The sequence below is a fragment of the Azonexus sp. GW821-FHT04F04 genome (genome assembly GCF_059420025.1).
Genome location: NZ_JBWKSX010000015.1, coordinates 15339 through 41145, shown reverse-complemented (window position 1 = coordinate 41145; position 25807 = coordinate 15339). Strand labels below are relative to the sequence as shown.

Here is a 25807-nt window from a genome sequence, read left to right as displayed (position 1 = left end):
GAAGCCCGCCAGAGCTGGCGATAATCAGCTTGCCCGGAACATTGGCAAGCGCTGGCGATTGACCCCGGACGGCTGGTTGCGAGCGGTGCCAGGCATTGCTGCCGGAAACAAACTGTAACGACTGATCTGTCAGGCTGAGGCTAAACTTCCGTCCATGCGATTTTTACCCTGTTTTTTCCTGTTGACCGTGGCATTTCCCGCCTGGGCGGGTGGTCTGGACGATCCGTTTGGCACAGATGCCATGGCGCCGCTCAAGGTGTCGCCCAGTCTGGCTGCCCGGGTTGGCGAAGCGCCCTGTGCCACGGCTTTGCCGGTCACGCCACTGACGGCCCTCGATGCGGTCGATCTGGCCTTGTGCAACCATCCGCAGACGCGCGAAGTGTGGGCCTCGGCGCGGGTGCAGGCGGCGCTGGTCGGCGTCGCCCGGGCCGGCTGGTTGCCGAATCTCGATGCCAGCGCCAGCGCGACGCGTTTTCAGTATGACGATGGTTCGTATAACCGGCGGGCCGCTGCGCTGACGCTGTCCTGGCTGCTGATCGATTTCGGTCAGCGTTCGGCCAATGTCGAGAATGCGCAGCAATTACTCAATGCGGCCGCGGCGACGCAGGATGCGACGGTCCAGTCGTTGTTCCTCGCCGCACTGCAGACCTACTACACGGCGCAGGCGACGCAGGCGGCGGTGATTTCGGCGAGCGAGGCCGAGCGTTCGGCGCGTGAGAGTTTTCAGGCCGCTGATGCGCGCTACAACGTCGGCGTCGCCACGCCGGCTGATCGCCTGCAGGCGCAGACGGCGCTGTCGCAGGCGACGCTCAATCGCATCCGGGCCGAGGGCGAGGCGCGCAACGGGCTGGGGGCGCTGGCCAATGCGCTCGGTTTTGAGGCGCAGCAAAAAATCGCGTTGGCTGAACTGCCGGCCTTGCCGGCCGAGCTGGCTTTCCAGAAGGAAGTCGATGCCATGATTGCCGAGGCGCAGGCCCGGCGGCCTGATCTCAAGGCGGCCGAGGCGCAGCTCAAGGCGGCCGAGGCTAGCGTTGATCTGGCCCGCGCCCAGGGCCGGCCGACCGTTTCCTTGGCTGCCGGACCGAGCTGGCAAAACACCGCCGGCGTCGTCACGCAGGGTGGCAGCATTGGCCTGACGCTCAACGTGCCGATCTTTGCCGGCTTCGACACGACTTACCGCGTGCGTTCGGCCGCGGCGCAGGCCGACGTGCGCGCCGCGCAGCGCGACCGGATCAAAAACCAGATCGCCCTCGATGTCTGGAAGTCCTACCAGAGCCTGACGACGGCGACGCAAAGCCTGAAGACCTCGGCTGATCTGGTGGCCAGCGCCGAGCAGTCGGAGCGCGTCGCGCTTGGCCGTTACAAGGCTGGCGTCGGTACCGTACTTGATTTGCTGTCGGCGCAGAGTGCCTTGGCCAGCGCCCGCCTGCAGCGCATTCAGGCGCAGCTCGACTGGAATGTTTATCGCGCCACGCTGGCTCAGTCCATGGGCGCGCTCGATTACACGCTGCTGCAACCGGCGGCGGAAGGAAGACCATGAAACAAATCGGCAAGATTTTGCTTGGTGTCACGGTGATTGCCGGCCTGATCGGCGGCGGCGTCTGGTACAGCAAGCAGCGCGCGGCACAGAACCCGGAAACCCGCTACAAGCTGGCGACGGTCGAGAAGGGCGGCGTGACGCAGACGGTGTCGGCCAATGGCACGCTCAATCCGGTGGTGCTGATCAGCGTCGGTACGCAGGTGTCGGGTACGGTGAAAAAGCTCTACGTCGACTTCAACGACAAGGTGAAGAAGGGCCAGCCGCTGCTTGAACTTGACGATGCGCTGGTCTCGGCCACCGAGCGGCAGAGCGCGGCGAATGTGGTCAATGCCCAAGCGACGCTGGAACTGGCGCAGGCCAACGAGGCGCGCATGAAGTCGCTGATTGCCCAGGAATACGTCTCGAAACAGGAATACGACCAGTCCATCCAGGCCCTCAAATCGGCCCGGGCGCAACTGGCGCTGGCCAAGGCGCAGAACGAGCGCGACCGGGCCAACCTCAATTTCACGGTGATCCGCTCGCCGGTCGACGGCGTCGTCATCGACCGCGTCGTCGATCTCGGTCAGACGGTAGCGGCCAGCTTCCAGACGCCGACGCTGATCAAGATCGCCCAGGATCTGTCGGAAATGCGCATCGACACGAGCTTTGCCGAGGCCGATATCGGCAACATCCGCGAGGGGCAAAAGGCGCGTTTCACGGTTGATGCCTTCCCGAGCCGCAGTTTCGTCGGTGATGTGCAACAGATTCGCCTGAATCCGACCAATCAGCAGAATGTGGTGACCTACAACGTTCGCATCAACGTCGCCAACCCCGAGCAGGTGCTGTTGCCGGGCATGACGGCCTACGTCAATATCGGCGTGCAGAAGCGCGAGGGCGCGCTGCTCGTGCCGAATGCCGCGCTGCGCTTCAAACCGGCCGATGGCGGTGAGAAAAAATCCGAAAATGGCCAAAAATCGCCGTCGACCGCAGGACCCTCGAGCGTCGGACCGGGCATGGGTGCCGGTTCCGATGGCAGCGCCGCCAAGGCTGGTGCCGGCAAGGGCAAGAAGCGCGATGGCCAGAGCGGGACGGTTTATGTGCTGACCGGCGAGGAACTCAAACCGGTCAGCGTCCAGCTCGGCATCACCGACAACCGCAACACCGAAATCGTCGGCGGCGAGTTGAAGGAGGGCGACCGCATCGTTACCGGCGAGAACGGTAGCGGGCAGACCGGCAAGCCGTCCAGCGTCGGCATGCGGATGTTCTGATGACTGAACCAGTTATCCGGGTTGTCGGCCTGGGCAAATCCTATGAAACGGCGGCGGGCTTGTTCCCAGCGCTGAAGGGCGTCAATCTTGATATCCAGCCCGGCGAATACATCGCCATCATGGGCCCGTCCGGCTCGGGCAAATCGACTTTCATGAACCTGCTCGGTTGCCTCGATACGCCGACCATGGGCGACTACTTTCTGACCGGCAAGAATGTCGCGCAAATGGACAAGGACGCCTTGGCCATCCTGCGCAACCGGACGCTGGGCTTCGTTTTTCAGGGCTTCAATCTGCTGCCGCGCATGAGCCTGCAGGACAACGTCGCGTTGCCGCTGGTCTATGCCGGCGCCGACAAGGAATCGCGGCGGGCCAGAGCGCGCGAAATGCTCGCCAAGGTTGGCCTCGGCCAGTACGCCGAATCCCTGCCCAACCGGATATCCGGCGGCCAGCAGCAACGCGTCGCCATCGCCCGGGCGCTGGTCAATGCGCCGCGCCTGATTCTCGCCGACGAGCCGACCGGCAATCTCGACAGCCACACCAGCGAGGAAATCATGCGCCTGTTCGGCGAACTTAACGCCGAGGGCATCACGATTGTGCTCGTCACCCATGAGCCGGACATCGCGGCCCACGCCAAGCGGCAGGTCAAGTTTCTCGACGGCGAGATCGTCAGCGATCACCTGACGGAGCACGCACCGGCATGAGGGCGGACATTTCAATTTTGACCAATTTTTCCAGTCGACCGTGGGAATCACCAAAAAGCCGCAACCGTGAGGTTTCCCCGTGTTGAAAGCGATGCTCGGCGAAGCCTGGCTGGCCATGGGCGCCAACCGCCTGCGGACGGCGCTGACCATGCTCGGCATGGTCATCGGCGTCGGCGCCGTGGTCATCATGATGGCCATCGGGCAGGGCGCGCAGTATGCCGTACAGCAGACGATCAGCACGATGGGCTCGAACCTCTTCATCGTCCTTTCGGGCTCCTTCACCACGGCCGGCGTGCGCAGCGGCTCGGCCGGCGGGCCGACGCTCAACGTGGCCGATGGCGAGGCGATTGCCGAACTCGACGGTGTCGCCAACGTGGCGCCAACGCATCAAGGTTCCCGGCAACTGGTCTATGGCTCGCAGAACTGGAGTTCGCAGATCGTCGGCACGACCCCGGCCTATCTCGAGGCGCGGGCGTGGAGCATCGTCAACGGGGCCGGCTTCGGCGATTCGGATGTGCGTTCGTCGACGCGGGTGGCGGTCATCGGCAAGACCGTGGCCGAGAACCTGTTCGGCGCCGAAGACCCGGTTGGCAAGACCATGCGCATCCAGCAGAACCCTTTTCTGGTCATCGGCGTGCTCGGCAGCAAGGGGCAGAACCTCGACGGCCGCGACCAGGACGACACCGTGATCATTCCGCTGAGCACCGCCCAGCGCAAGGTTTTCGGCACGCCTTTCCTGGGTTCGGTGCGGATGATCATGATTCAGGCCGATTCGGCCGAAACGATGCCGAAAGTCATGGACAGCGTGACCAGCCTCCTGCGTCAGCGCCACCGCCTGCGCGACGGCATGCCGGACGATTTCTTCATGCGCAACTTGTCGGCGGCGGCCGAATCCGAGGCCGAAACGACGCGCACCATGTCCATCCTGCTCGGCGCCATCGCCTCGATTTCGCTGCTTGTCGGCGGCATCGGCATCATGAATATCATGCTCGTTTCGGTCACCGAACGGACGCGCGAAATCGGCATCCGCATGGCCATCGGCGCCCGGCAGAAGGACATCCTGAGCCAGTTCCTGCTCGAAGCCGTGATGATTTCCTTTGCCGGCTGTCTGCTTGGCCTGCTCATCGGCCTCGGCGTCGCGCTCGGCATCAATTTCTTCACCGGCATGGTCATCGTCGTCTCCGGCAGCGCGGCGCTCATCGCCTTTGCTGTCGCGGCCGGCGTCGGCATTTTCTTCGGCTGGTATCCGGCCCAGAAGGCGGCGCAGCTCGACCCGATCGAGGCGCTACGCTACCAATGAGGGCAGGGCGCCGCCAGTTCCTGCTTGCAGCCGGGATGCTGCCCTTGGTCCGGCCATTACGCGCGGCTGGCGAGCGGGTGGTGATCGTCGGTGGCGGCTGGGGTGGGCTGGCGGCAGCCAGTCATCTTCGCCGCTTGGCCCCGGAAATTGACGTAGTGCTCGTCGACCGCCAGTCGGCCTTCACCTCGTTCGCCCTGAGTAACCGCTGGCTGGTCGATCATGGCAACAGCAGCATCGAAAAGCATGACTACGCCGCGCTGGCCGCCCGCTGGGGCTACCGCTTCGTGCCGGCCAGCGTCGACAGCATTGACCGTGCTCAGCGCACGGTAAACACGTCTGCCGGTCGCCTGCCCTACGATTGGCTGGTGCTGGCCCCCGGCATCCGCGAAAACTACGCCGCCTGGCAGGTCAACGATCCGCAGGTCGTGGCCGAGCTGCGCCAGCACTATTCAGGTGCCATGCTCAATGCCGCCGACCTGCCGACGCTCAAGAAACGCCTCGCCGGGTTCAAGGGCGGCGATCTGCTGATGACCATCCCGCCAGCGCCCTACCGTTGCCCGCCGGCGCCCTACGAGCGGGCGATGCTGATCGCCTGGTGGCTCAAGACGCAGAAAATTCCGGGCAAGCTGGTCATCATCGATCCCAACCCGATGATGCCGGCCTTCAAGTCCATTTTGCTCGAACGTTTCAAGGCGCAGGTCACCTACCTGGACCACGCCAGAGTTCGTCAGATCGATCCGGCACGCAAGACGGTGAGCACCGATATCGACGACATTCGCTTCGACGAAGCCATGCTCTCACCGCCGCAGGAAGCAGCCGGGCTGCTCTGGCAGGCCGGCCTGATTCGTCGCGATGCTGGTGGAAACTCGACAGGCTGGGCCGACCAGGGCGGGCTCGATTTTCGCAGCGTGGCAGACCAGCGGGTATTCATCATCGGCGATGCGGCTGGCCTCGTTTCGCCGGTATTTGGCCATTACCCGAAAACAGGCCATGTCGCCAACCGCATGGGCGCCATCGTTGCCCGGCAGATTGCTGCCAGTGCGACCGGCAAGACGCATCCGGCGTTGTTGCCGGAAAGCGTTTGTCACGTCGTGAGCAGCGTCGAGCCGCTGGAATACACCCGCATCGAGGCCAGCTACCGGCAGCGCGGCGACGGCTTCCTGATGCAGCAGGTCAAACAGGTGCGCGAGCCGAATCCGGCCGGCGAAGACAGCGCCTGGGCCGAGGCCATGTACCGCGACTTTCTGCGTCCCTGAAAAGCAAAGAGCCAGATGACAGCTCTGGCTCTTGTGGTCGGTTCCCGGCTGGGCAAATGTTTGCCGGCGCTTTGGCTATCAGTGCAGAAGCCTGGCTTCAAAAATTGATTCGGTCTGGTCGGAAAAACTGTACTGGGCAAAGACGCGCTGCAGTTCAGCCGACAATTCGGCCGATTTCATGTCCGGGTTGGCCATGAAGCTGATGCCGATCCGGTCTCCCTGCTTGACCAGCGTGGTGAAGGCATAGTGCCATTCGCGGGCTTCTTCCAGGCGTTCAATCACTTCGCGCTCCTTGCTGATGGCGACGCCGGCGCCTTTGAGCGACTCGATGAACAGGGTGGATTCGGTATTGGGGTTGTGGATCATGATCTCTCCGCAGGGTTTGAGGTGCTATGTCTGCTTAACGATCAGGTTGGCGTTGGCGATGACGAGCGTTGTGTAGCAGCGTGTAACGGTCTGTCCGTCGCGCTGGGCGGGAGTCACTCCGGAGATGTCAGTCTTCGTCCTCGTAGCCGTGTTCAGACTCCAGTTCCTCGGTGAATTGCCGGGTCAGCTCGGCCCGGCCTTGCCGGGTCTCGATGCGCTGTAGCAAGCGTTCGAAAGCGTCGTCGTCAATATCGCCAGAGGCCCGATTGACCGACAGGACATAGACCAGAAACTCGATGTTCTCGAGGTCTTCATCGTTGCCCGGGGCATTGCCCAGGGCCGCGGTCAGGGCGCTGGCCAGCGAGTTGGCCTGGCCTTTCGGCGGTTTCGGGGCAATGTCGCGATGAGCGGCTTGCACAATCCTGATCATGTCAGGGTGGTTTTCCGGGAGTGTCTGTTCCATGGCGCGAGGTTGTCAGGTGAGGAGGAATCGCGTGTCGTTAGCGCAACGCGAACGGGTGGCTGCTCAGCCATTTGAGCAAGGTGTCGAACAGCAGGTCGGGGGCGACCGGTTTGCCGATGTGGTCGTTCATGCCGGCTTCGATGCAAATCTGCCGGTCCTCCTCGAAAGCGTTGGCGGTTATCGCCAGAATGGGCGTGTCCTCATAGCCGGACAAGGACCGGATTGCCCGCGTCGCATCGACGCCATTCATCCTCGGCATCTGCATGTCCATCAGGATCAGTGCGTAGTGCGTCTGGCGCGCCATGGCCACTGCAACCAGACCGTCCTCGGCCAGGTCGACCGACAGCCCCGCTTCTTCGAGCAGGCACATTGAGACTTCCTGATTGATCGGTTCGTCCTCGACGAGGAGGACCCGGGTGCCCGAGAAGCGCTCCTTGATCATCGTTTCCGACGAGTACTTGAATTGCATTACCGGCGGTCGGGCGTCTGCCAAAACCTGCTGCAGCCTTACGGTAAACCAGAATGTGCTGCCGACACCCGGTGCGCTTTCGAGGCCGATGTCGCCGCCCATCAATTTGACGAGACGCTTGCTGATGGCCAGGCCGAGGCCGGTCCCGCCGTATTTCCGGGACATCGAACCATCGGCTTGCTCGAAGGCGTTGAAAACGTGCTTTTGATCTTCCGGCGCGATGCCGATGCCGCTGTCGGTGACCTCGAAGCGCAATACGACGGCGTTGGCGATGCTGTCCGAAAGCCGGATGCGGACAACGATCCCGCCCTGGTTGGTGAATTTGACCGCATTGGCCGATAGATTGAGCAAAATCTGGCCAAGACGAAACGGATCGCCATTGAGCAACAGGCCGGCGACGTCGGGGGGCGAGTCAATTTCCAGGTGCAGCCCCTTGTCGGCGGCGCGTTGCCCAATCAGGCTGCGCAGATTGTCGAGCACTTCACCGATGCGGAAATCTATATGCTCCAGATGCATGTGCTCGGCCTCGATTTTCGAGATGTCGAGAATGTCGTTGATGACGCTGAGCAGGTGATTGGCAGCAAGCTCGATCTTGCCGAGCTGATTCTGCAATTTGGGGTCTGCGGCCTTGCGCAGCGCCAACCCGGTCATGCCGAGGATGGCATTCATCGGGGTGCGCAGTTCATGACTCATGTTGGCCAGGAAGGTGCTTTTCGCCAGGCTGGCCGCTTCGGCAGCTTCCTTGGTTTGCTGCAATTCTGCCGTACGCTCGGCCACCAGCCGCTCCAGATTGTCACGGTGCGTCTGCAGCTCGGCGTGAGCTTGCTTGAGTTCGGTGACGTCCGTTACCGCCCCGATCAGTCCGGCTATTTCACCGTCAACGCGACGGAAAGTGGCTTTGTGGAAGATGACATTGCGCGCCTCGCAGCCTTTGACGGTCAACCAGTCGTAGGTCTGGGTGCCGGGCTGACTGAACAACTCGTCGTCCTTTTCCTTGTAGCGCTGGGCTATGTCGGGTGGCGCCATGTCAAAAACGGATTTGCCGATAATGTCGTGACGGGATTTGCCCAGCGAATCCTCAAAAGCGTGGTTGCAGCCCAGATAGCGACCGGTTGTGTCCTTGTAGAAGAGCGGGACCGGGATGCTCTCGATCAACGTCTCGAGAAACAGGGTCTGATTCTGGATTTTCTGCCAGTAACGTCGCAACAACCAGGCGCCAAGCACTGTCGCCGTCAGGAATCCGAGAATGAGCAACATCGCGTTACGCAATTCGATATTCCAGTCGTCCAGATAATCACGCGGGGCCATGCCGACCGCGACGAAAAAGGGGGTTTGCGGAACACGACGGAAGGTATAGGTCCGCTCGACGCCATCCGGCATATTGGCCGTGTGGAAAATCCCGGTTTGGCTCCCAGCATCCAGTTGGGCCTTGAATTCCGGCGGGACCAGTCGATTGCCGGCCTGCCCTGCCGGCCCGTCGACAGGCGGGAAATGGGCCAGCAAAGCGGAATTCTGATGACGGATGAGGGCCGATCCATGCTCGCCCAGTTTGATAGTGGATAGCACCCCGGTGAAATGCTCGAGATTGACCGCGGCGGTGACAACTCCGGCGAAAGAGCCATCGGCATTCCGATACGAGCGGGTCAGAGCGACGACCCATATTTTGGATACACGCCCCAGGATCGGCTCGGAGATGATCAGGTTTTCCCCCGGCCTGCGCTGATGCTCTTCGAAGAAAGAGCGGTCGGCATAGGTGACAGTGGTTTCGGGCGTTATGCCTTTGCCCCAGACGACCTTGCCATGCTGATTGCTGACCCGGAAGGCATCAACGGCCGGGTGACGCTGCTCATGCAGCTTGAGCATTTGCCGGACTTGGTCGGCATCGATGTGCCCGTCCTTGAACCTGCCCTCCAGCGCGTCAACAATGTCGAGAAGTCCGAGATCGATGCGGCGGACCGAGTCGGCCACGTTCAGTTCGAGTAGTGCAGCCAGGTTGTCGGTCATGCCAACCACCTGTTCCACCGTGCGTTTCTTGTGATCGAGCAGATTGACGACGCTGACCGAAATCATCACGGCGTTGATGAGTAACACGCCAAGTATCAACAAGCCAAAAAAACGGAAAGCCGATTTCCGTGAATCAATGGACGCTGCGATTAAGGATGCGGGTTGGGACAAGTTGATGCAACCGGGAGTTGGGGTGCGTTTACAAAACCTTGATTATTGCACTCCCGGCGCGTTTGGTGGCAGTCTGTCTGGTGCTGTGCCGCTCAGTGGCGGGCAAAGCGGGAGGGCCTGCCCTTGCGGTCAACCAGAAAAGTCTCGAAAAATTCGCGGCGGACGGTTTGTTCGACGCCTTCCTTGTCGAGCATCGTGCACGCCGTTTCGCAGGTCGGGTTCGAGAATTCCCGGCCCGGCGCGCCCTGCGGCAGACCGGGAACAGCGAGGCCAAGGGCGCGCGGCTTTTCACTGAGAAGCAGCTTGATGTCCTCGGCCGGCACATGGCCTTCAATGAAATAGCCGGCAACCAGGGCACTGGGCACCGATTCCATGTCCTTCGGCACCTTGAGGCGGCGTTTCAATGCATCCATGTCGACCGTCGGCGTCACTTTGACCGGGAAGCCGTTCTGGCGCAGGTGCTCAGCCCATTCGATGCAAGTCAGGCAGACCGTTGGCGTGAACACTTCAACCGAAGGCAGCGGGGCTACCGGCTCGGCGCCAGCACTGCCTGCCAAGATGGCGAGCAACAGCGGAATGGCCTTCAGCATGGCTGGCCGGCCTTGCAGCCCTTGAGTACCCACAGCGAAAGGACGCCGGCCGCTTCGTCGGCCTTGACCTTGCGCGCCATCGAGCCGGGGTCGCGGCCGTTGTCAGTCTTGGCAAAAGGGTCGGCGCCGGCTTCAAGCAGCATCTGGACATTCTTGGCCCGGCTCGAATAGGCAGCCATGTGCAGCGGCGTTGCCCCGTCGTTATCACGGGCCATTACATTGGCGCCAGCGGCGATCAGCGCCTGCATGGCTGTCGTATCCGGGTTGGTGGCGGCCAGGTGCAAGGGGGTCGAGCCTTGTTCCGTGCGTATTTCACGCTGTTTCGGGTCGGCCTTGAGGAGGCGGCGAACGTCGTTACCGCTACCGGCCCGCGCGGCATCATGGATCGGCCGGTCGAAACTCAGTACCTCGGCAAACACCGGGAAGGCGAGACTGGCAGCGAAAAACAGGGAGAGCAGGCGCTTCATGCGGGCATCCGGAAATGGTTGATCTGGCGATTGTTGCCGCTTGCGTATCGGACAGCCTTGATCTGCGCTAGTTTCAGTTTTTGCTGATATGGCCGCGCCGCGCCAATGAAAAACGCCCTGCCGGGCCGGGCAGGGCGTCGATGGCATGAAGATGGCGCTCAGATGACCAGTTGCGTGCCCAGTTCGACGACGCGGTTGGTCGGAATGTGGAAGAAGTCGCTGGCGCTCGTCGCGTTCTTCGACATGATGGCGAAGAGCCGGGCGCGGATCGGCAGCATGCCACGGGACATCGACGGGACAATGGTTTCGCGTGACAGGTAGAAGGTGGTGTCCATCATGTCGAAACTCTCGCCGAAGCGTTTGCATTGCTCCAGCGCCCCCGGTACGTCCGGACTTTCCATGAAGCCGTAGCGGATGATCAGGCGCTTGAAACCCTTCTTCATGTCGTGCAGGTAGATGCGGTCCATGTCGTTGACGTGTGGCGTCGGCATGGTTTGCACGGTGACCAGCACGACGCGCTCGTGCAGCACCTGGTTGTGCTTGAGGTTGTGGAGCAGGGCCGGCGGCACGCCGTCCTTGGCGCTGGTCATGAAGATGGCCGTGCCGTAAATGCGGTGCACGTCGTCGATGGACTCCAGAAAGTCGTCCATCGGGATGCTTTGCTTGGCCATTTCGTCTGAGACCATGCGCCGGCCGCGCCGCCAGGTGGTCAGCACGGTGAAGGAAACGATGCCCATGGCCAGCGGAAACCAGCCGCCCTGCGGGATCTTGATCGCGTTGGCGGCGAAGAAGGCGATGTCGACGACGAGCAGCGAGCCGGCAATGAGCGCAACGAGCAGCCTGTTCCACTTCCACATCAGAACCATGACAAAGGCGACGAGAATGGTGTCGATGAGCATCGTGCCAGTGACCGCGATGCCGTAGGCGGCGGCGAGGTTGGACGAATTCTTGAAGCCGATGACCAGGGCGACGACGGCCAGGTAGAGCGACCAGTTGGTGAAGGGCACGTAGATCTGGCCTTCTTCCATGCCCGAGGTGTGGATGATCTGCATGCGTGGCAGCAGGCCCATCTGGATCGACTGGCGGGCGACCGAGAAGGCGCCGGAAATGACCGCCTGCGAGGCGATGACGGTAGCAGCGGTAGCCAGGCCGACCATCGGGATCAGCGCCCAGTCGGGGGCGAGGTGGAAGAAGGGGCTGGCGATGGCTTCTGGATCGACCAGCAGCAGGGCGCCCTGACCGAAGTAATTGAGGACCAGCGCCGGCATGACAAAGCCGAACCAGGCGAGGCGAATCGGGAAGCGGCCAAAGTGGCCCATGTCGGTGTACAGCGCTTCGCCACCGGTCACGGCGAGCACCACCGAGCCGAGGGCGAGGAAGGCGAGGCCGGGGTGCTCGGCGATGAAAACGATGGCGAATAGCGGATTGAGGGCGAGCAGGACGGCCGGGTTATGGGCGATCTGCAGCACACCGAGCACGGCGAGAATGGCGAACCAGGCCACCATGACCGGTCCGAAGAGTTTGCCGACGGCGCCGGTGCCGTGTTTCTGGATGAAGAACAGGCCGGTCAGGATGCCGAGCGTGATCGGGATGACGTAGGGCTTGAGGTCGGGCGTGATGATCTCCAGACCTTCGACGGCGGAGAGTACGGAAATGGCCGGCGTGATCATGCTGTCGCCGTAGAACAGGGCGGCGGCGAAGATGCCGAGCAGGGTGACGATCCACGCCAGGCGCGGGTTCTTGGCCCGTTCGGTGACCAGCGCCAACAGCGCCAGCGAGCCGCCCTCGCCGCGGTTGTCGGCGCGCATGATGATGGCGACGTATTTGATCGTGACGAGAACGATGATTGCCCAGAAAACCAGCGACAGCACGCCGAGAATGTTTTCCGGGGTGACCGGGATCGGGTGGTGGCCGTTGAAGATTTCCTTCAGCGCGTAAAGCGGACTGGTCCCGATGTCGCCGAAGACGACCCCGATGGCAGCGACCGTGATGGCCGGCAAGGCTTGCTTGTTTTGCGACGACATCTATTCCCCTGTTGCGCCTGTGGCGCAGAATTTTGCAGTGCTGCTTGCCTAGCTGCGCCTTTCTCTGGGGAGCGCGGTCTGGCAAGCCCGCCAATCTAGCACTTTGCACCGAGCTTTGGTATAGATGGCAGCATCGGCAGCATGCTGGCACGGAGCGAAAAATGGCAAGAATCGGGCGTCATCTGGTGGTCGAGGGACGGGTTCAGGGCGTCGGCTATCGCTGGTCCATGGTCGAGCAGGCGCGGGCGCTCGGCGTTGTCGGCTGGGTGCGCAATCTGGCTGACGGCCGGGTCGAGGCGATGGCGGTCGGCGAAGAAGTGGCCGTGATCGAATTGATAAACTGGGCGCGGCGCGGGCCGAGCCATGCGATCGTTCAGCGGGTCAATATCGCGCTGGGCGACGGCGATTTTCGGAGTTTTGAGCAGGTTCCGAACGGTTGATGGCAAATGCCACGGTCAACCGGAAAAAACGGCCAAAAATGCAATCCGGGATCTGCCATTGAAGGCCAATCAGCCACCCGGTCCGCAAGCCTTCTTCGATGACCGGGTGATTGCCCACCAGGCCTTCGTTGCCAACCAGCGCAGTTTCGCTCGAAGAGCCGTCTTCAAGGGTATAAATCAGCGAAACGATACCGGAGACGGGAAAGTGCAAAAAGTTAACATGGTCTCCAGATTCAGAAACCGTCGATCGCAACGGCATCTCCACCAATTTCAGATCGGGTAGCAAGCGCGCGTAATCTTTCGCGGGAAGGCTTGCGAGAATGCCGTTTTGCCTTGGCTCTGGCGCCCACCGCAAACCTCGAATAGTGCAACTCTGCCAGCAAAACGTCTGTGCGTTGCCGCACATTGGCGTTAATTTCGTTCGGTGCTCAGGCCGCTCTCAACAGGTGCCGTCTGCGGCTGGCTGGAAGGTGTGGTCTCGACCAACTCAGGGCAGCGCGAAACTGGTTTTTTCGCTGACTTGCTGGCCACCGGCATGCGGGCTGGTGATGTTCAGTCGAATCGGTTGCAGGCCGGACAGGGCGGTGCCACCCGGCGCGGCCAGCGTCAGTTGGACCGGTCGGATATTGCCGGCGGGGACCAGGAATCGTTGCGGGCCGACGATGCTCAGGTTCGGGATGCCTTCGGCGCCGATGCTCAGTTCCTGTTCGTGATCGGCCAGATTCATCAGTTTCAGCGTGTAGGCGTTCTCGATGCGGCCATCCGGCATTTCGCGCAGCAGGGCGCCGCGGTCGCGAATGACGTCGACCAGCAGCAGCGAGCGTTGGTCCAGCGTCCACGCGCCGAGGGTGAGGAAGACTGTGAGCAGGGCGAGATAGACGGCGAGGCGTGGCCGGTTGCTGGTGCCGGGTTGGCCGGACAGTTCCCATTCCGAGGCGAAGCGGATCAGGCCGCCCGGTTTGCCGGTGCGGGCCATCACCTGGTCGCATGCGTCGATGCACAAGCCGCAGTTGATGCACTGGTATTGCAGGCCCTGGCGGATGTCGATGCCGGTCGGGCAGACCTCGACGCAGATGCCGCAATCGATGCAGTCGCCTCCGGCCTGGCGCGGTTCGCCGCGCCGGCTGTCATAGGCAACGTTGCGAGTCGCCGGGTCGAACATGACGCCCTGGAAACGGGCATAGGGGCACATGTGCTGACAGACCGCCTCGCGGGCCAGACCGGCCTGAATGTAGGTGAAGCTGCCATAGAACAGCAGCCAGAAGCTTTCCCAGGGGCCGACGGCCAGTTCGGCCAAGGCCGGCAGCAATTCGCGGATCGGCGTGAAGTAGCCGACGAAGCTGATCGCCGTCCATGCCGCGATCAGCAGCCAGATGGCGTGCTTCGTAAGCTTGCGTATCGCCTTGCCGGCGCTTGGCGGGGCGCTGTCGAGTTTCAGTCGGGCCAGATGGTCGCCTTCGATCCGGCTTTCGATCCAGACGAACAGGCTGGTATAAACCGTTTGCGGGCAGACAAAACCGCAGAATAATCGACCAGCCAGCGCGGTAACGAAAAACAGCCCGAGTGCCGCCAGGATCAGCGCGATGGCCAGCAGTAGCGCATCCTGCGGCCAGAGCACGAGGCCGAACAGGTAGAGCTTTTCATGGGCGATGTCGAACAGGATGGCTTGCCGGCTCGCTCCGTCGACCTGCCATTGCAGCCAGCAAGCGCCGTAGAAAACGATCTGAGTCAGCCAGACCATGCTCCAGCGCAGGGTGTTGAACCTGCCGCTGACCGCCTTGGCGTGAATCTTTCCCTTCTTGCGGTAAAGCTCCAGTTTGGCGCTGCGAATTTTGCTGACCGGCGTGTCCATTGCTGCGTTCCTTGGCTAATTATCGTAGATGCCAAGTTAATCAGCCGGCGTTCGATAGGAACAGATTCAGACGGTCGTGTTTTCTATAGGAACAGATTCAGCAAAGCGCTGTGGCCAGGCGGCCAAGGGTGGCCACAGCGGCTTCCAGCCCCGGGCTGTCCGGATGGCCGAAATTGAGCCGCAGGTAGTGAGCGAAGGCGCGCTGTGCCGAGAAAATTGGCCCGGGCGCGGTGCTGATGCCGAGCGCCAGTGCCTGTTGATGCAGGGTCAGCGCATCGACCGTTGGCGGCAGCTCCAGCCACAGGAAATAGCCGCCTTGCGGCCGCGCCAGCCGGGTTTTTGGCGGAAAATGGCGGTTGACCGCAGCAACCAGCAGCGCTTCCTGCTCAGCCAGCGTCCGCCGCAGTTGGCGCAGGTGGTGGTCGTAGCCGCCGTGCTTCAGGTAGTCGGCCAGCGCGATCTGGACTGGCACGGTGGTAGCCAGGCTGGTGGACAGTTTCTGGCGCTGGATTTGCCCGGCAAAACGTCCGGCAGCGACCCAGCCGAGGCGATAGCCGGGGGCCAGGCATTTGGCGAAGGACGAAATGTGCATGACCAGCCCGTCGCTGTCTTCAGCCTTGCTGCACAGCGGCGCTTGCGGCCCGAAATACAGCTCGCTGTAGACGTCGTCCTCAATCAGCGGCACCTGGTGGCGGCGCAGCAGGGCGAGCAGTTCCTTCTTGCGCGCGTCGGGCAGCAGGCTGCCGCTCGGGTTGGCGAAGTTGAGCATGAGCAGGCAGGCCTTGACCGGGTGCTGCTGCAGGATGTCGGCGAGCGCTTCCAGGCTGACCCCGTCGCGCGGATGGGTGGGAATCTCGACGACACGCAGGCCGAGCCGCTCCGCCGCCTGCAGGCCGGCATAGAAGGTCGGTGATTCGACGGCGATCAGGTCGCCGGGCCGGGTTACGGCTTGCAGGCAGAGGTTGATCCCTTCCAGCGCGCCTGAGGTGACGACGATTTCATCTGGCGCCACCGGGGCGCCCCGGGCCAGGTAGCGCAGGGCCAGTTGGCGGCGCAGTTCGGCGTTGCCCGGCGGCAGGTCGCTGATCGTCGCCTGCGGGTCGAGATGGCGGGCAGCGTGGGCCAGGAAGCGGCCGAGCTTGGCCAGCGGAAACAGGGTGGGGCTGGGGAAGCTGGAGCCAAGCGGGACGACGGCGCGATCCTTGACGCTGTCGAGGATGCGGAAAATGAAATCGCTGATCTGCAATTCACTGGCCCCGGCCGGTGGCTGGCTCATGTCCGGCTCGGCCAGTTGCAGGGCCGGACGTGCCCGAACGAAATAGCCGGAACGTGGGCGGGCTTCGATCAGCCCCCGGCTTTCCAACTGGTAATAGGCCTGGGTAACCGTGATCGGGCTGACCCCATGCGCCCGGCAGGCGTCGCGGATCGACGGCAGGCGCTCGCCGGCGCGCAGCACGCCTTGGGTGATCAGGTTTGTAGTGTGCTCGGCCAGTTGCTGATAACGACTCATGGGGTGATGTTAGCAGCAGCCCTTGCCCGGTGGATCAGTTCTGGTCATCCTTGCCCAGACTGCTCGCCATCGACTGGATGACGCCACGCACCGCAGGCAGGTTCATGCGAACCGGATGCGGGAGCAGCGGCAGCAGTTGTTCGGTCACGGCATCCAGATCCGTTGCCGCCAGCTTGATCAGCGCTTCCCGTTTCGCACTGGCCTCCGGCGTATCGGGGCGCGCCGTCGTATCCATCAGCACCAGTCCGGTCACCCGCTCCGGTGCCTGGCGCATGATTTCGAAGGCGACATAGCCGCCAAGTGACAAGCCAAGCAGCACAAAATGCTTGGCCGAGGTCAGCTTGAGGACGCTGGCTGCGAGATCGGGGATTGTTTCAGCAACCGTCAGGTCGCCAACTTCGACGGTAGACATTGCCGACAAGGCGGCAACCTGGTTGGTAAAAACGCTCGCGTCATTGAGCAAGCCGGGCAACAACAAAATGTTTGGTTTCATGGTTTGTTCCTGAATTGACAGTGAAGGCCGTGCCTGACAAAGACCGGTGAAATAACTGAAAAACAATCCATGTCCGGCACCTCGAGGCAAGTTGCCGAGAAGAGTCATGGCTTCATATTGCCCGCAACCAAGGTGACGACTCGGTGCGCGAGCGCACATAAAACCGCAAGTTGTTACCGCACCATCAACGGTATTGCTCTGTGTCCAATCGAACTGAGCCGCAACGGACTCGCTGAAATAATCAGCGAACCGGACTCAAGCGGCTTCAGGAGACAGCAATGCTGAATGCAATAAACAATGAATGCCTTCATCATCACAGTCCGTGGCGATGAGGCGACGCATCGCGATGTCAATCATCGATTTGCGGGCCAGCTGAGTTCATTGGAGCTGGGATAAAAGCTGATTCCGGTGTTCGTTTCCGGATATGAATGGGCTGGCTCAGTGGGGGCTCTGAGTCTGCAGCCTCTTCCGCTTCGTGCCCATTGCTGTCATTCATCACCATGATCACCCAACGGCAGGTGGTTGAACGCAACAGTCATTTCGGTTCCTTTGCGAGCTGGTACTCCTCGGACTTAACGCCATTGGTTCGGTTGTCAGGATTGGCCAGCAACTCGCTGGACAAAGATGTCGCCTGGAAGCATGGGATCAGAGGGTAAATATGGACGCCAACACATTGAAGCAGCTAGCTAGGTGGAACGGATAATGCGCGGCTTGCGCCGGAATCTTCCTTACGCTGGAACATAGCGAACAACCAAGCGCTTCTTAGCGTTGTTCAAGAGTTGGTTTTGTTCTATGTGGCGATGGCTCCAGCGCGATACCAGCCATGTGCAGACGGTGACTAGGACTAGGATCAGCAGGGTATCGAGCGAGTTGCCGGTAAAGTACAGAAGCACATTGATGGTCAGCATATGGGCTAGATAGGTCGAATATGATTCGTCACCCAACCGTATAAGCGTCTTGAGTACAGCCGAGTCGGGATTGACGAACTTTTCGAGAAGCAGGAACTGGAAGACAACGGTCATCGCCAAGGGAAATTTCAGGTCCGGAAACCGGGGCAGCATGAAGCACATCGCCAGCAATATAGGCAAGACGATGAGTTGCGTGGGCAGCGCGCGGGCGTCGAGAAAGCGTTGCGCCCGCGGGTTGGAATACAACATAGCGAGGCTCAACCCGAGGACGAATTCATAAAGTAACTTTCTGCCAGCAATTTCGGCATAGTACATATTGGACGGATAGACGATCGGCAGAATCAAGATGGCGGCCATGCAGATGAATATCGCGTGTTTTCGATTCAGCATCAGGCAGCTGCCCAGCGTTAGGTAGAAAAACATCTCGAAATTCAGGGTCCATCCCACCGGCAGCAAGGGAAACACACCAATTCCGGCTGGGTTTTGATGTGGCAGAAAGAACAGCGACATTAGCACGCTGTTGGCGTCAATATTAGTAAAGCGGAAGGTGCGCGCGAAAACGACGGAGCACAGCATGGTGGCTGCGGTGTAGAACCAGTACACCGGCATGACGCGGAAGGCGCGATTTACCAGAAATTCCACCCCAGACTGATTTTTGTTGCGGGCGGAAAAATACATGACGAATCCGCTCAGCACGAAGAAGATATCCACGCCAAAGTTTCCGTATTTGGCAAAGAAGTGCCCGATGGCGGAGTCGGCGTGAAATGAGAAATAGAACTGCATTACGTGGTGATAAACCACCATCCAGGCAGCGATGCCGCGCAGAATCTGCAATGAGTGAAAGTGCGATGACACCAATGGCATGGACGGATCGCTGGATGTGGACATCATGCGGAAGCGCTTTTCGATTGGGGCGACGAGGACGGCGTATTCTCCCGACTTGATGCCGGTGGGGGGAGTGCCCGGAAGGGGGTCATTATAACGCCTTGGGTCGGCGCGACTTGATGACCGACCGCTGCCATCATGATGGCAAACGGACCTCTTTGATAACCTGTATGGGAAATACCTGAACACATCTTTAAGGAGGGGAATGGCTGTCGCGCAAGCGAAAAAGGGAACAGAGACCAACTTGCAAGGCTACCGCCGCGGACCGCAACGTTGCTGCGCCTCGCCGCGACGCACCTTACCATCCGCGTTTTTGTCGAGGTGCTAACGCAGTTCGTATGGCAGGTTTCAAAGTGAAGCAGCTATTTGGTCGTCCGTTTACTAGATTGGGCGAGAGGCCGGTCTTGGCCGACTTGAGCCGGTGGCCAAGCCAATAACCCCTAAACCCCCGGCGGAAGCTTGGCGGCCATCATCTTCTTCCGGTCGATCTTGCGTCCGTCGACGATGAAGGTTCCGTCGCCCACGGCGTGAACCGTGCGCTTTTCTTTGCGTTCGCCGTCGATGTAGGCGGCGACAGCTTCCAGCACGACGATGTTGTGCTTTTCGATGATGTCGATGACCTTGCATTCGATGTTGGCGAGGCATTCCTTGATCAGGGGCGGCTTGACGAGTTTGGCCGGGACTGGCGTGAGCTTGAAGCGGGCGAATTTGTCGGTGTCTGCCCCGGAGCATGTCCCGATGCCGACGACCGTGTCGAGCAGGTCGACGGTGGGAATGGCGATGACGCATTCCCGATGCTTGCGCAGCGCCGCGTAGGAGTGGTTCCATGCGCCTGTGGTGATGGCAAATATCGGGGTGAAATCCATCACCATGGTCCACGAGATGGTCATGATGTTGTCTTTCTTGCCGTCATGGGTGGTGACGAGGATGACGGGCCCTGATTCGATCAGGGTGAAAGCCTTGTTCAGTTCCAGTTCTTGCATGGGAGCACCTCTGATGATCGTGCCTAGCTTGTCTGTTCGATGTCGCCCCTGAAAATCAAAGCAGCGTTGGCGCGTCGTCCAGTTCGTTCGGGTTGTCGCCGGTGGCCGGGAAGTGCTGGGCGAGCAGGGCCGTGATGCGCTCGATGGCGTCCACCATGCCGGTTTGGTAGTTACCGGCGGCAAATGCTGTCTCCATGCGGCGGCAGACGGCTTCCCATTCGGTTGGCGGGACGAGGGCAGAAATGCCGCGGTCGGCAAGGATTTCGACCTGATGGTCGACCAGCTGAACGTAAACGAGGATGCCGTTGGCCTCGCGTGTCGCCGCCACGCCGAGCGACTGGAAGAGTGCTGCCGCCCGGTCGCGGCAGGATTCTTCGCGGAGCAGGGCGCGGAGCGGTAGCGGGCCTTCGATGGCGATGCGGATTTCGCCGCGCTGCTTTGCTTCGGAAGCCTTTACCGCCGCGCCGATGGCTGCCAGATCGTTGGCGCGGAAGGCTCTTCTGGCCCACCAGCCGGGCGATGAGAGGTGTTTGAGCAGGCGTGTCAGCATGGTTTTACCAGTTCCCCGAGGCGCCGCCGCCACCAAAGCCACCACCGCCGCCGGAAAATCCGCCGCCACCCGAGCCGCCGCCAAATCCGCCGGGGAAGCCGCCTCTACCGCCGGAGGACCAGCCGCCGCGGCCAAGGCGGATGAAGGAGAGCACGAAGGCGACCAGCGCGGCGCCGCCGGCCAGGCCGAGCGAGGCGAAGACGGTCCACGCCAGCCAGCCGGCGATGCCGGACACGGCCAGCGAGCCGAGCAGGCCGAACATCGAGCGGATGACGCCGGCCATGAAGAAAACGATGAGCAGGAAGGTCAGCGCGTCTCCGGGGTCGGTGCCGCCCTCGGCGGTTTTGACGACGGGCGCTGGGAGTTGTTCTCCGCGAATGACCTTGTCGAGCGTCGCCACGGTGGCCCGCAAGCCGCCGGCGAAGTCGCCCTCGCGGAAACGCGGCGCCATCTGTTCGGCCACGATGCGCTTGGCGATGGCGTCGGGAATGGCGCCCTCCAGCCCGTAGCCGACTTCGATGCGCATGCGCCGGTCGTCCTTGGCAACGATGACGATCACCCCGTCATCAATGCCCTTGCGGCCGATTTTCCAGGCCTCGGCGAGGCGGATGCCGAATTGTTCGATGCTTTCCGGCTGCGTTGTCGGCAGCATGACAATGGCGACCTGCGCGCCCTTGTCTTTCTCAAGCGCTGCGAGGCTGGCCGTCAGCCCGGCTTTATCCGCGGCCGACAGCGTGCCGGTCAGGTCCGTGACACGCTCGGTCAGCGCCGGCAGCGCCACCTCGTTGGCGCTCCAGCCGAGCAGCGGCAGCAGCGCGAAACAGAGAGCGGCGAGCCAGCGGAGCATCGGGATTTATTTGGCTGGTGCCGGAGTGTCGAATTTGACGACCGGCGGCGTCGAAATGGCCTTCTCGTCCTCGACCGTGAAGTTGGCCTTGGGCTTGTAGCCCATGACCATCGCCGTCAGGTTGTTCGGGAAGGTACGGACCGAAATGTTGTACTGGCGCACGCTGTCGATGTAGCGGTTGCGCGCCACGGTGATGCGGTTTTCGGTGCCTTCAAGCTGCGCCTGCAGGTCACGGAAATTGGCGTCGGCCTTGAGGTTCGGGTAGTTCTCGGCGACCACCAGCAGGCGAGACAGGGCGCCGGACAGCTCGCCCTGCGCCTTCTGGAATTTGGCGAAGGCGGCCTCGTCGTTGATCAGTTCCGGCGTGATCTTCATGCCGGCAACGTTGGCGCGCGCCTCGGTGACGCGGGTCAGTACTTCCTTTTCATGCGCGGCATAGCCCTGGACGACGGAAACCAGGTTGGGAATCAGGTCGGCCCGGCGTTTGTACTGGTTGAGCACTTCTGACCACGCGGCGTTGACGCCTTCGTCGTTGATCTGAATCTGGTTGTAACCGCAGCCGGAAAGCAGGCTGGCGATGAGGACGAGTACGGAGTAGAGACGAATGCGCATGAAGGTGGCTCCCGAAAAATGGTTCGCGATGAAGCATACCATCGTGATATTTTTTCATAGCAGGCAAAGCCAGGTTTGGCCAGCCGGATGCCACGGTCAACCGGAAAAAGCGGCCAAAATTGAAATCGTCGGGCGACCGCCTCAGCCCGGTTTGCGGCGCAGCAGATGCATGACGATGAAACTCAGCACCGCCTCGCCACGCTGGTTGACCGCCTGATACTTGAGGCGCGCAATGCCGCGGTCCGGCTTCGAGTTCGATGGCCGCACCTCCAGCACTTCGATCTCGCTGTGCAGCGTATCGCCCGGCCGCACCGGCGCCAGCCAGCGCAATTCGTCGATGCCCGGCGAGCCCATGCTCGATTCGGCCAGGATGCCGGACTGGATGAACAATCGAAAGCAGATGGCCAGACTCTGGAAACCGCTGGCGATCAGCCCGCCATACGGCGAGTCGGCAGCGGCATTGGCGTCGAGATGGAAAGGCTGCGGGTCATAGCGCCAGGCGAAGTCGATGATCTCGGCTTCAGTCAGCGTCAGTCCCGGCGAGGTGAAGCGCTGGCCGGGGGTGAGGTCGTCGAGAAAACGGGTGTCCATGGCGGTTAGTCCTTTGATTGTATGGGGCTTACGGATTCCGGCACTGCGCCACCTGCGTGTCGCCGGCCTTGCCGCAGGGTGTCAGCGTGCCGGGCATCGGGTGCGGCGTGCCGTGCTTGTCCATGTGGGCGGCCAGGGTGTCCCATTCGAGTACGCCGGTTTTGTCGAGCTTGAGGCGGAGCAGCCAGCCGACTTTGGCTTCCGGGGCGTCGAAGCCGTCGAAGACGAAATTGCCGAGGCTGTAGATGATCGGTTTGCCCTGATAAACGTCGGCGCCTTGCGTGACGTGCGGGTGGCTGCCGACGACCATGCTGGCGCCTTCGTCGATCATGCGCCGGGCGAAGCTTTGCAGGCGCGGGCTGGCTGCCGGCTCGTATTCCCAGCCCCAGTGCATGAAGGGAATGATCAGGTCGGCGCCGGCGGCCTTGGCGGCGCGGATGTCGGAGATCACGTGATCGTCCTCGCTCCATGCCGTGCCGGGCGTGTCGGCACCGGCTTCGAAGGCGCGCGGGGCGAATTCGTTGTAGCCGAGGATGGCGATCTTGAGGCCCTGGCGTTCGATCCACAGCGGTTTGTGGGCTTCGACGAGGTTCTGGCCGGCGCCGAAATGGGCGATGCCGGCGTGGTCGAGGCGCTGCATGGTTTCGAGCAGGGCCTGGTGGCCGTAGTCGCCGACGTGGTTGTTGGCCAGCGTGACGGCGTCGAAGCGGCCTTGCAGGATGCGCAGGGTGCGCGGGTGGGCGCGGAAGGTGTAGGGCTTGTCGGCGAGGCGCCTGCCGCTTCTGGCGACGGAGGTTTCGAGGTTGGCGATGCGGTAGTCGGCGGCCTTGAGCGTTTTGGCAAAGGGCGCGAGCGGGTCGCCGCCTTTGGCGATGAGCCGGCCGGGGCCGTCGTCGAGCATGACGTCGCCAGCGAAAATGAGCGTCATGGGCTCAGCCTGGGCGTTAAGGGCGGCCAGAAACACCATTGCCACGGTCAACCGGAAAAATCGGCTCATTTTGAAATGCCCTCGCGCAGTTCGCACCAGTAGTCGAGAACCAGGCCGTAGCGCGGCTCGTAGGCGTGGTTCAGCCCGGTGAAACCGTAGGCGCCGGCAGGGACAGGCGGGTAGGCGTAGGTCGCTTGATGAATTAGCGGACGGCCGTCGACGTCAGCGTGCTGGGCGTAGGTGTAGAGCTTGATGCTGGCGAGGTCGGCCGGTTCGTTGCGAAAGACGATGCGGAACAGCAGGTAGGAGCCGAATTTGATCGGCGCCACGGTGTAGGGCGAGGTAGTCGGTCGGGCTTCGACGGTTTTGGTCTCGCCGCCGTAGGTGACGTGGCAGGCCACTGTCTCGCTCGCCCCGGCGTGCGCCGTTGCGGCGCCGAGGAGCAGGGCGCCGATCAGCGCCCGGCTTCTAGCGCGGAGTGCCACGGTTCGCTGGTTTGAGCACGATGTCGACCGGAATCGGCTGGCCGTTTTTGGTCGCCGGAGTGGGTTTCGCGCTGGCAAAAAGCAGTTTGCCGCCGGCCTCGATCCGGGCGCTGACGGTGGCGTTGGCTTTCTTGCCCATCAGGTCGCGGTCGACGGTGGCGCTGAAGGGAATCGGCACCTGGGCGCCATTCAGTTCGTAACGTTGATCGGCCAGCGTACGCTGGCCGGACTGGATGCGGATCTTGAGGATGGCGTTGGGTGGCAGGGCAATGCGGGCGAGATAGCTGACGCGGCCGGCGATGTCGATGAAGCTGCTGGTCGCCGCCGGCTGCGCTGCGGCCTGGGGCATGACCGGCGCCACGCTGCCGCGCGTACAGCGGCGCAGGTTGTTCTTGCCATCCTCGAAAATGGCGTCGTCGCCCTTGGTGGCCAGGCGGATGTCGCCGCTGCGATAGAGGGCGCCGGAGGCGGCTGGCACTTGCGGCAAAACGACGGCCTGGTCGGCGAAGTGCAGTGTCGCCTGCGGTCGACCGGAAATGTCGGCCGAAAATGAAATGTCGATGCGGCTTCCGTTGTCGCAGGTGTAGGCGAGGCGTTCGTCGCCGGCCAGGGCGCTGAGCGGGAGGAGCAGGACAAGCGGCAGCGCCAGCAGGGGGCGGAGGTTCATGGGTTTTCCGGTTTTGGGAGAGGAATCCAGCGCCCGTCGAGCAGACCTTCGATGGGATGAAAGGCAGATTTGTAGGCCATCTTGCGGCTTTCGGCAATCCAGTAGCCGAGGTACAGGTAAGGTAGGCCGAGGGCGGCGCACTGGGCAGCTTGCCACAGGATGTTGTAGGTGCCGAAACTGGCGTGCTGGATGTCCGGGTCGTAAAAGGTGTAGACCGACGACAGGCCGTCGTCGAGGACGTCGATCAGGCTCACCATGCGCACGATGCCGTTTTCCGAGAACTCGATCAGCCGCGTGTCGACGCGGCTTTGCAGAAGGAACTGGGCGTACTGGTCGTGGCTGTCCTCGTCCATGCCACCGCCGGGGTGGCGGGCCTGCTGATAACGGTTGTAGAGCAGGTAATGCTCTTCGTAATAAAGCAGCGGCAGTTCGCGGGCGCGCAGGTTGGCGTGGTGCTTTGTGGCCCGGCGCTGGCTGCGGTTGGGCTGCAGCTCGGCGACCGGCAGGCGCACCGGTATGCAGGCCTGGCATTTGTCGCAATGCGGCCGGTAGGTGAAGATGCCGCTGCGGCGGAAGCCGGCACGAACCAGCGTGCTGTAGATTTGGCTGTCGATCAGGTGGGCCGGCGTCGCCACCTGTGAGCGCGCCTCGCGGTCGGCCAGATAGCTGCACGGATAGGGCGAGGTAGCGTAGTACTGGAGCAGCGAGAAGGGCAGTTCGGCGTCGTCAGGCTGGGCCATGGCTTACCACGCGAGTTCGAGTTGCTTGGCCGACCAGCGGACGCGCGCCGACTCGGCTGCGGTCAACGCCGACAGCCGGGCCAAAAACGAGTCCCGCGGAATTTCGCGGCCGCCGAGCGAGGCGAGGTGGTCGGTATGCATCTGACAATCAATCATGCCGAATTGGTTGGCCACAAGATAACTCACGAGATAGGCAAAGGCGACCTTCGATGCGTCGCTGCGATGGGAGAACATCGATTCGCCGTAGAACATGCGACCGATCGCCAGCCCGTACAGGCCGCCGACCAGCGTATCTCCCTCATAGCTTTCGACCGAGTGCGCCCAGCCGAGTTCATGCAGGCGGCAGTAGGCTTCCTTCATTTCCGGCGTGATCCAGGTGCCATCCTGGCCGGCCCGTGGCGTCGTCGCGCAGGCGTCCATGACACCGGGAAAATCGGTGTCGAAGCGGACCGCGAATTTCCCCGCGCGCAGCGTTTTCCGCAGCGAACGGGTTAGCCGGAACTCTTCGGGAAACAGCACCATGCGCGGATCGGGCGAATACCACAGGGGCAGGCTATCGACCGTTCCCCACGGGAAAATGCCCCGCCGGTAGGCGTCGAGCAGACGGTCCGGCTGCAGGCCGCCACCGACGGCTAGCAGGCCGCCCATTTCTTCCCGGGCCATGTCGACCGGCGGGAAAAGGTCGTGCGGGCCGAGAAACGGGATCATGCGTGATCGT

Annotated in this window: 27 protein-coding genes; 6 read left to right on the top strand and 21 right to left on the bottom strand. The window is 62.1% G+C overall.

Annotated elements, in window-relative coordinates; all coding sequences use genetic code 11:
• The first annotated feature begins 154 nt into the window (after nt 1–154).
• From AC07TV_RS20840 to AC07TV_RS20820, 5 genes are all read left to right on the top strand, one after another.
• The gene (locus AC07TV_RS20840; RefSeq protein ID WP_494650293.1) at nt 155–1540 is read left to right on the top strand and encodes a TolC family protein; all 1386 of its coding nucleotides are present in this window, start codon (nt 155–157) and stop codon (nt 1538–1540) included.
• Nucleotides 1537–2787 (top strand): efflux RND transporter periplasmic adaptor subunit, encoded by a 1251-nt coding sequence (locus AC07TV_RS20835; protein ID WP_494650292.1) that lies wholly within the window; start codon nt 1537–1539, stop codon nt 2785–2787. Before AC07TV_RS20840 ends, AC07TV_RS20835 begins: the two co-directional genes overlap by 4 nt.
• Complete coding sequence (locus AC07TV_RS20830) at nt 2787–3488, top strand: ABC transporter ATP-binding protein (protein WP_494650291.1); 702 nt, start codon at nt 2787–2789, stop codon at nt 3486–3488. Before AC07TV_RS20835 ends, AC07TV_RS20830 begins: the two co-directional genes overlap by 1 nt.
• A 79-nt stretch (nt 3489–3567) precedes the next feature.
• Nucleotides 3568–4788, top strand: coding sequence for an ABC transporter permease (locus tag AC07TV_RS20825; RefSeq protein WP_494650290.1), 1221 nt, complete (start codon nt 3568–3570; stop codon nt 4786–4788).
• Entirely contained in the window at nt 4785–6044 is a 1260-nt protein-coding gene (locus AC07TV_RS20820; protein ID WP_494650289.1) for an FAD-dependent oxidoreductase, read from the top strand. Before AC07TV_RS20825 ends, AC07TV_RS20820 begins: the two co-directional genes overlap by 4 nt.
• A gap of 78 nt (nt 6045–6122) precedes the next feature.
• Here AC07TV_RS20820 and AC07TV_RS20815 read toward each other — a convergent pair whose 3' ends face one another.
• From AC07TV_RS20815 to AC07TV_RS20790, 6 genes are all read right to left on the bottom strand, one after another.
• A complete protein-coding gene (locus AC07TV_RS20815) occupies nt 6123–6410 on the bottom strand; it encodes a hypothetical protein (protein WP_494650288.1) in 288 nt (95 codons plus the stop codon).
• Between the two features lie 127 nt (nt 6411–6537).
• Entirely contained in the window at nt 6538–6873 is a 336-nt protein-coding gene (locus AC07TV_RS20810) for a hypothetical protein (RefSeq protein WP_494650287.1), read from the bottom strand.
• 37 nt (nt 6874–6910) lie between these two features.
• Nucleotides 6911–9433: a hybrid sensor histidine kinase/response regulator gene (locus tag AC07TV_RS20805; protein WP_494650286.1), complete on the bottom strand. Its 2523-nt coding sequence runs from the start codon at nt 9431–9433 to the stop codon at nt 6911–6913.
• Nucleotides 9434–9609: 176 nt separating this feature from the next.
• The gene (locus AC07TV_RS20800) at nt 9610–10107 is read right to left on the bottom strand and encodes a DUF411 domain-containing protein (RefSeq protein WP_494650285.1); all 498 of its coding nucleotides are present in this window, start codon (nt 10105–10107) and stop codon (nt 9610–9612) included.
• The gene (locus tag AC07TV_RS20795; RefSeq protein WP_494650284.1) at nt 10101–10574 is read right to left on the bottom strand and encodes an ankyrin repeat domain-containing protein; all 474 of its coding nucleotides are present in this window, start codon (nt 10572–10574) and stop codon (nt 10101–10103) included. The genes AC07TV_RS20800 and AC07TV_RS20795 overlap by 7 nt, the downstream gene beginning before the upstream one ends.
• Before the next feature lie 158 nt (nt 10575–10732).
• A complete protein-coding gene (locus AC07TV_RS20790; RefSeq protein ID WP_494650283.1) occupies nt 10733–12598 on the bottom strand; it encodes a potassium transporter Kup in 1866 nt (621 codons plus the stop codon).
• Nucleotides 12599–12759: 161 nt separating this feature from the next.
• Here AC07TV_RS20790 and AC07TV_RS20785 point away from each other — a divergent pair, with 161 nt between their 5' ends.
• Nucleotides 12760–13038, top strand: coding sequence for an acylphosphatase (locus AC07TV_RS20785; protein WP_494650282.1), 279 nt, complete (start codon nt 12760–12762; stop codon nt 13036–13038).
• On the opposite strand, the gene AC07TV_RS20780 is transcribed toward AC07TV_RS20785, so the two are convergent.
• The 15 genes from AC07TV_RS20780 to aat form a co-directional block, all read right to left on the bottom strand.
• The gene (locus tag AC07TV_RS20780; protein WP_494650281.1) at nt 12980–13444 is read right to left on the bottom strand and encodes a cyclic nucleotide-binding domain-containing protein; all 465 of its coding nucleotides are present in this window, start codon (nt 13442–13444) and stop codon (nt 12980–12982) included. The genes AC07TV_RS20785 and AC07TV_RS20780 overlap by 59 nt on opposite strands.
• Nucleotides 13445–13525: 81 nt before the next feature.
• Nucleotides 13526–14890, bottom strand: coding sequence for a cytochrome c oxidase accessory protein CcoG (gene ccoG, locus AC07TV_RS20775; RefSeq protein ID WP_494650280.1), 1365 nt, complete (start codon nt 14888–14890; stop codon nt 13526–13528).
• Nucleotides 14891–14987: 97 nt separating this feature from the next.
• Nucleotides 14988–16400, bottom strand: a complete 1413-nt coding sequence (locus AC07TV_RS20770; protein WP_494650279.1) for an aminotransferase-like domain-containing protein — start codon at nt 16398–16400, stop codon at nt 14988–14990.
• Between the two features lie 34 nt (nt 16401–16434).
• Nucleotides 16435–16893 (bottom strand): alpha/beta fold hydrolase, encoded by a 459-nt coding sequence (locus AC07TV_RS20765; protein WP_494650278.1) that lies wholly within the window; start codon nt 16891–16893, stop codon nt 16435–16437.
• A 728-nt stretch (nt 16894–17621) separates the two neighbouring features.
• Complete coding sequence (locus tag AC07TV_RS20760) at nt 17622–18692, bottom strand: acyltransferase family protein (protein WP_494650277.1); 1071 nt, start codon at nt 18690–18692, stop codon at nt 17622–17624.
• A 434-nt stretch (nt 18693–19126) separates the two neighbouring features.
• Nucleotides 19127–19669, bottom strand: a complete 543-nt coding sequence (locus AC07TV_RS20755) for a flavin reductase family protein (RefSeq protein WP_494650276.1) — start codon at nt 19667–19669, stop codon at nt 19127–19129.
• 55 nt (nt 19670–19724) lie between these two features.
• On the bottom strand, nt 19725–20219 hold the full coding sequence (locus AC07TV_RS20750; protein WP_494650275.1) for a TPM domain-containing protein: 495 nt from the start codon (nt 20217–20219) through the stop codon (nt 19725–19727).
• A 4-nt stretch (nt 20220–20223) separates the two neighbouring features.
• A complete protein-coding gene (locus AC07TV_RS20745) occupies nt 20224–21066 on the bottom strand; it encodes a TPM domain-containing protein (RefSeq protein ID WP_494650274.1) in 843 nt (280 codons plus the stop codon).
• A 6-nt stretch (nt 21067–21072) separates the two neighbouring features.
• Complete coding sequence (locus tag AC07TV_RS20740; protein ID WP_494650273.1) at nt 21073–21678, bottom strand: LemA family protein; 606 nt, start codon at nt 21676–21678, stop codon at nt 21073–21075.
• Between the two features lie 141 nt (nt 21679–21819).
• Nucleotides 21820–22269, bottom strand: a complete 450-nt coding sequence (locus AC07TV_RS20735; RefSeq protein WP_494650272.1) for a MaoC family dehydratase — start codon at nt 22267–22269, stop codon at nt 21820–21822.
• A 28-nt stretch (nt 22270–22297) separates the two neighbouring features.
• Nucleotides 22298–23266, bottom strand: a complete 969-nt coding sequence (locus AC07TV_RS20730) for a CapA family protein (RefSeq protein ID WP_494650271.1) — start codon at nt 23264–23266, stop codon at nt 22298–22300.
• Nucleotides 23263–23682 (bottom strand): hypothetical protein, encoded by a 420-nt coding sequence (locus AC07TV_RS20725; RefSeq protein ID WP_494650270.1) that lies wholly within the window; start codon nt 23680–23682, stop codon nt 23263–23265. Before AC07TV_RS20725 ends, AC07TV_RS20730 begins: the two co-directional genes overlap by 4 nt.
• Complete coding sequence (locus tag AC07TV_RS20720) at nt 23666–24349, bottom strand: YbaY family lipoprotein (protein WP_494650269.1); 684 nt, start codon at nt 24347–24349, stop codon at nt 23666–23668. Before AC07TV_RS20720 ends, AC07TV_RS20725 begins: the two co-directional genes overlap by 17 nt.
• Complete coding sequence (locus tag AC07TV_RS20715; protein WP_494650268.1) at nt 24346–25089, bottom strand: arginyltransferase; 744 nt, start codon at nt 25087–25089, stop codon at nt 24346–24348. The genes AC07TV_RS20720 and AC07TV_RS20715 overlap by 4 nt, the downstream gene beginning before the upstream one ends.
• A gap of 3 nt (nt 25090–25092) precedes the next feature.
• Nucleotides 25093–25797, bottom strand: coding sequence for a leucyl/phenylalanyl-tRNA--protein transferase (gene aat / locus AC07TV_RS20710; RefSeq protein WP_494650267.1), 705 nt, complete (start codon nt 25795–25797; stop codon nt 25093–25095).
• Between the last annotated feature and the right edge of the window lie 10 nt (nt 25798–25807).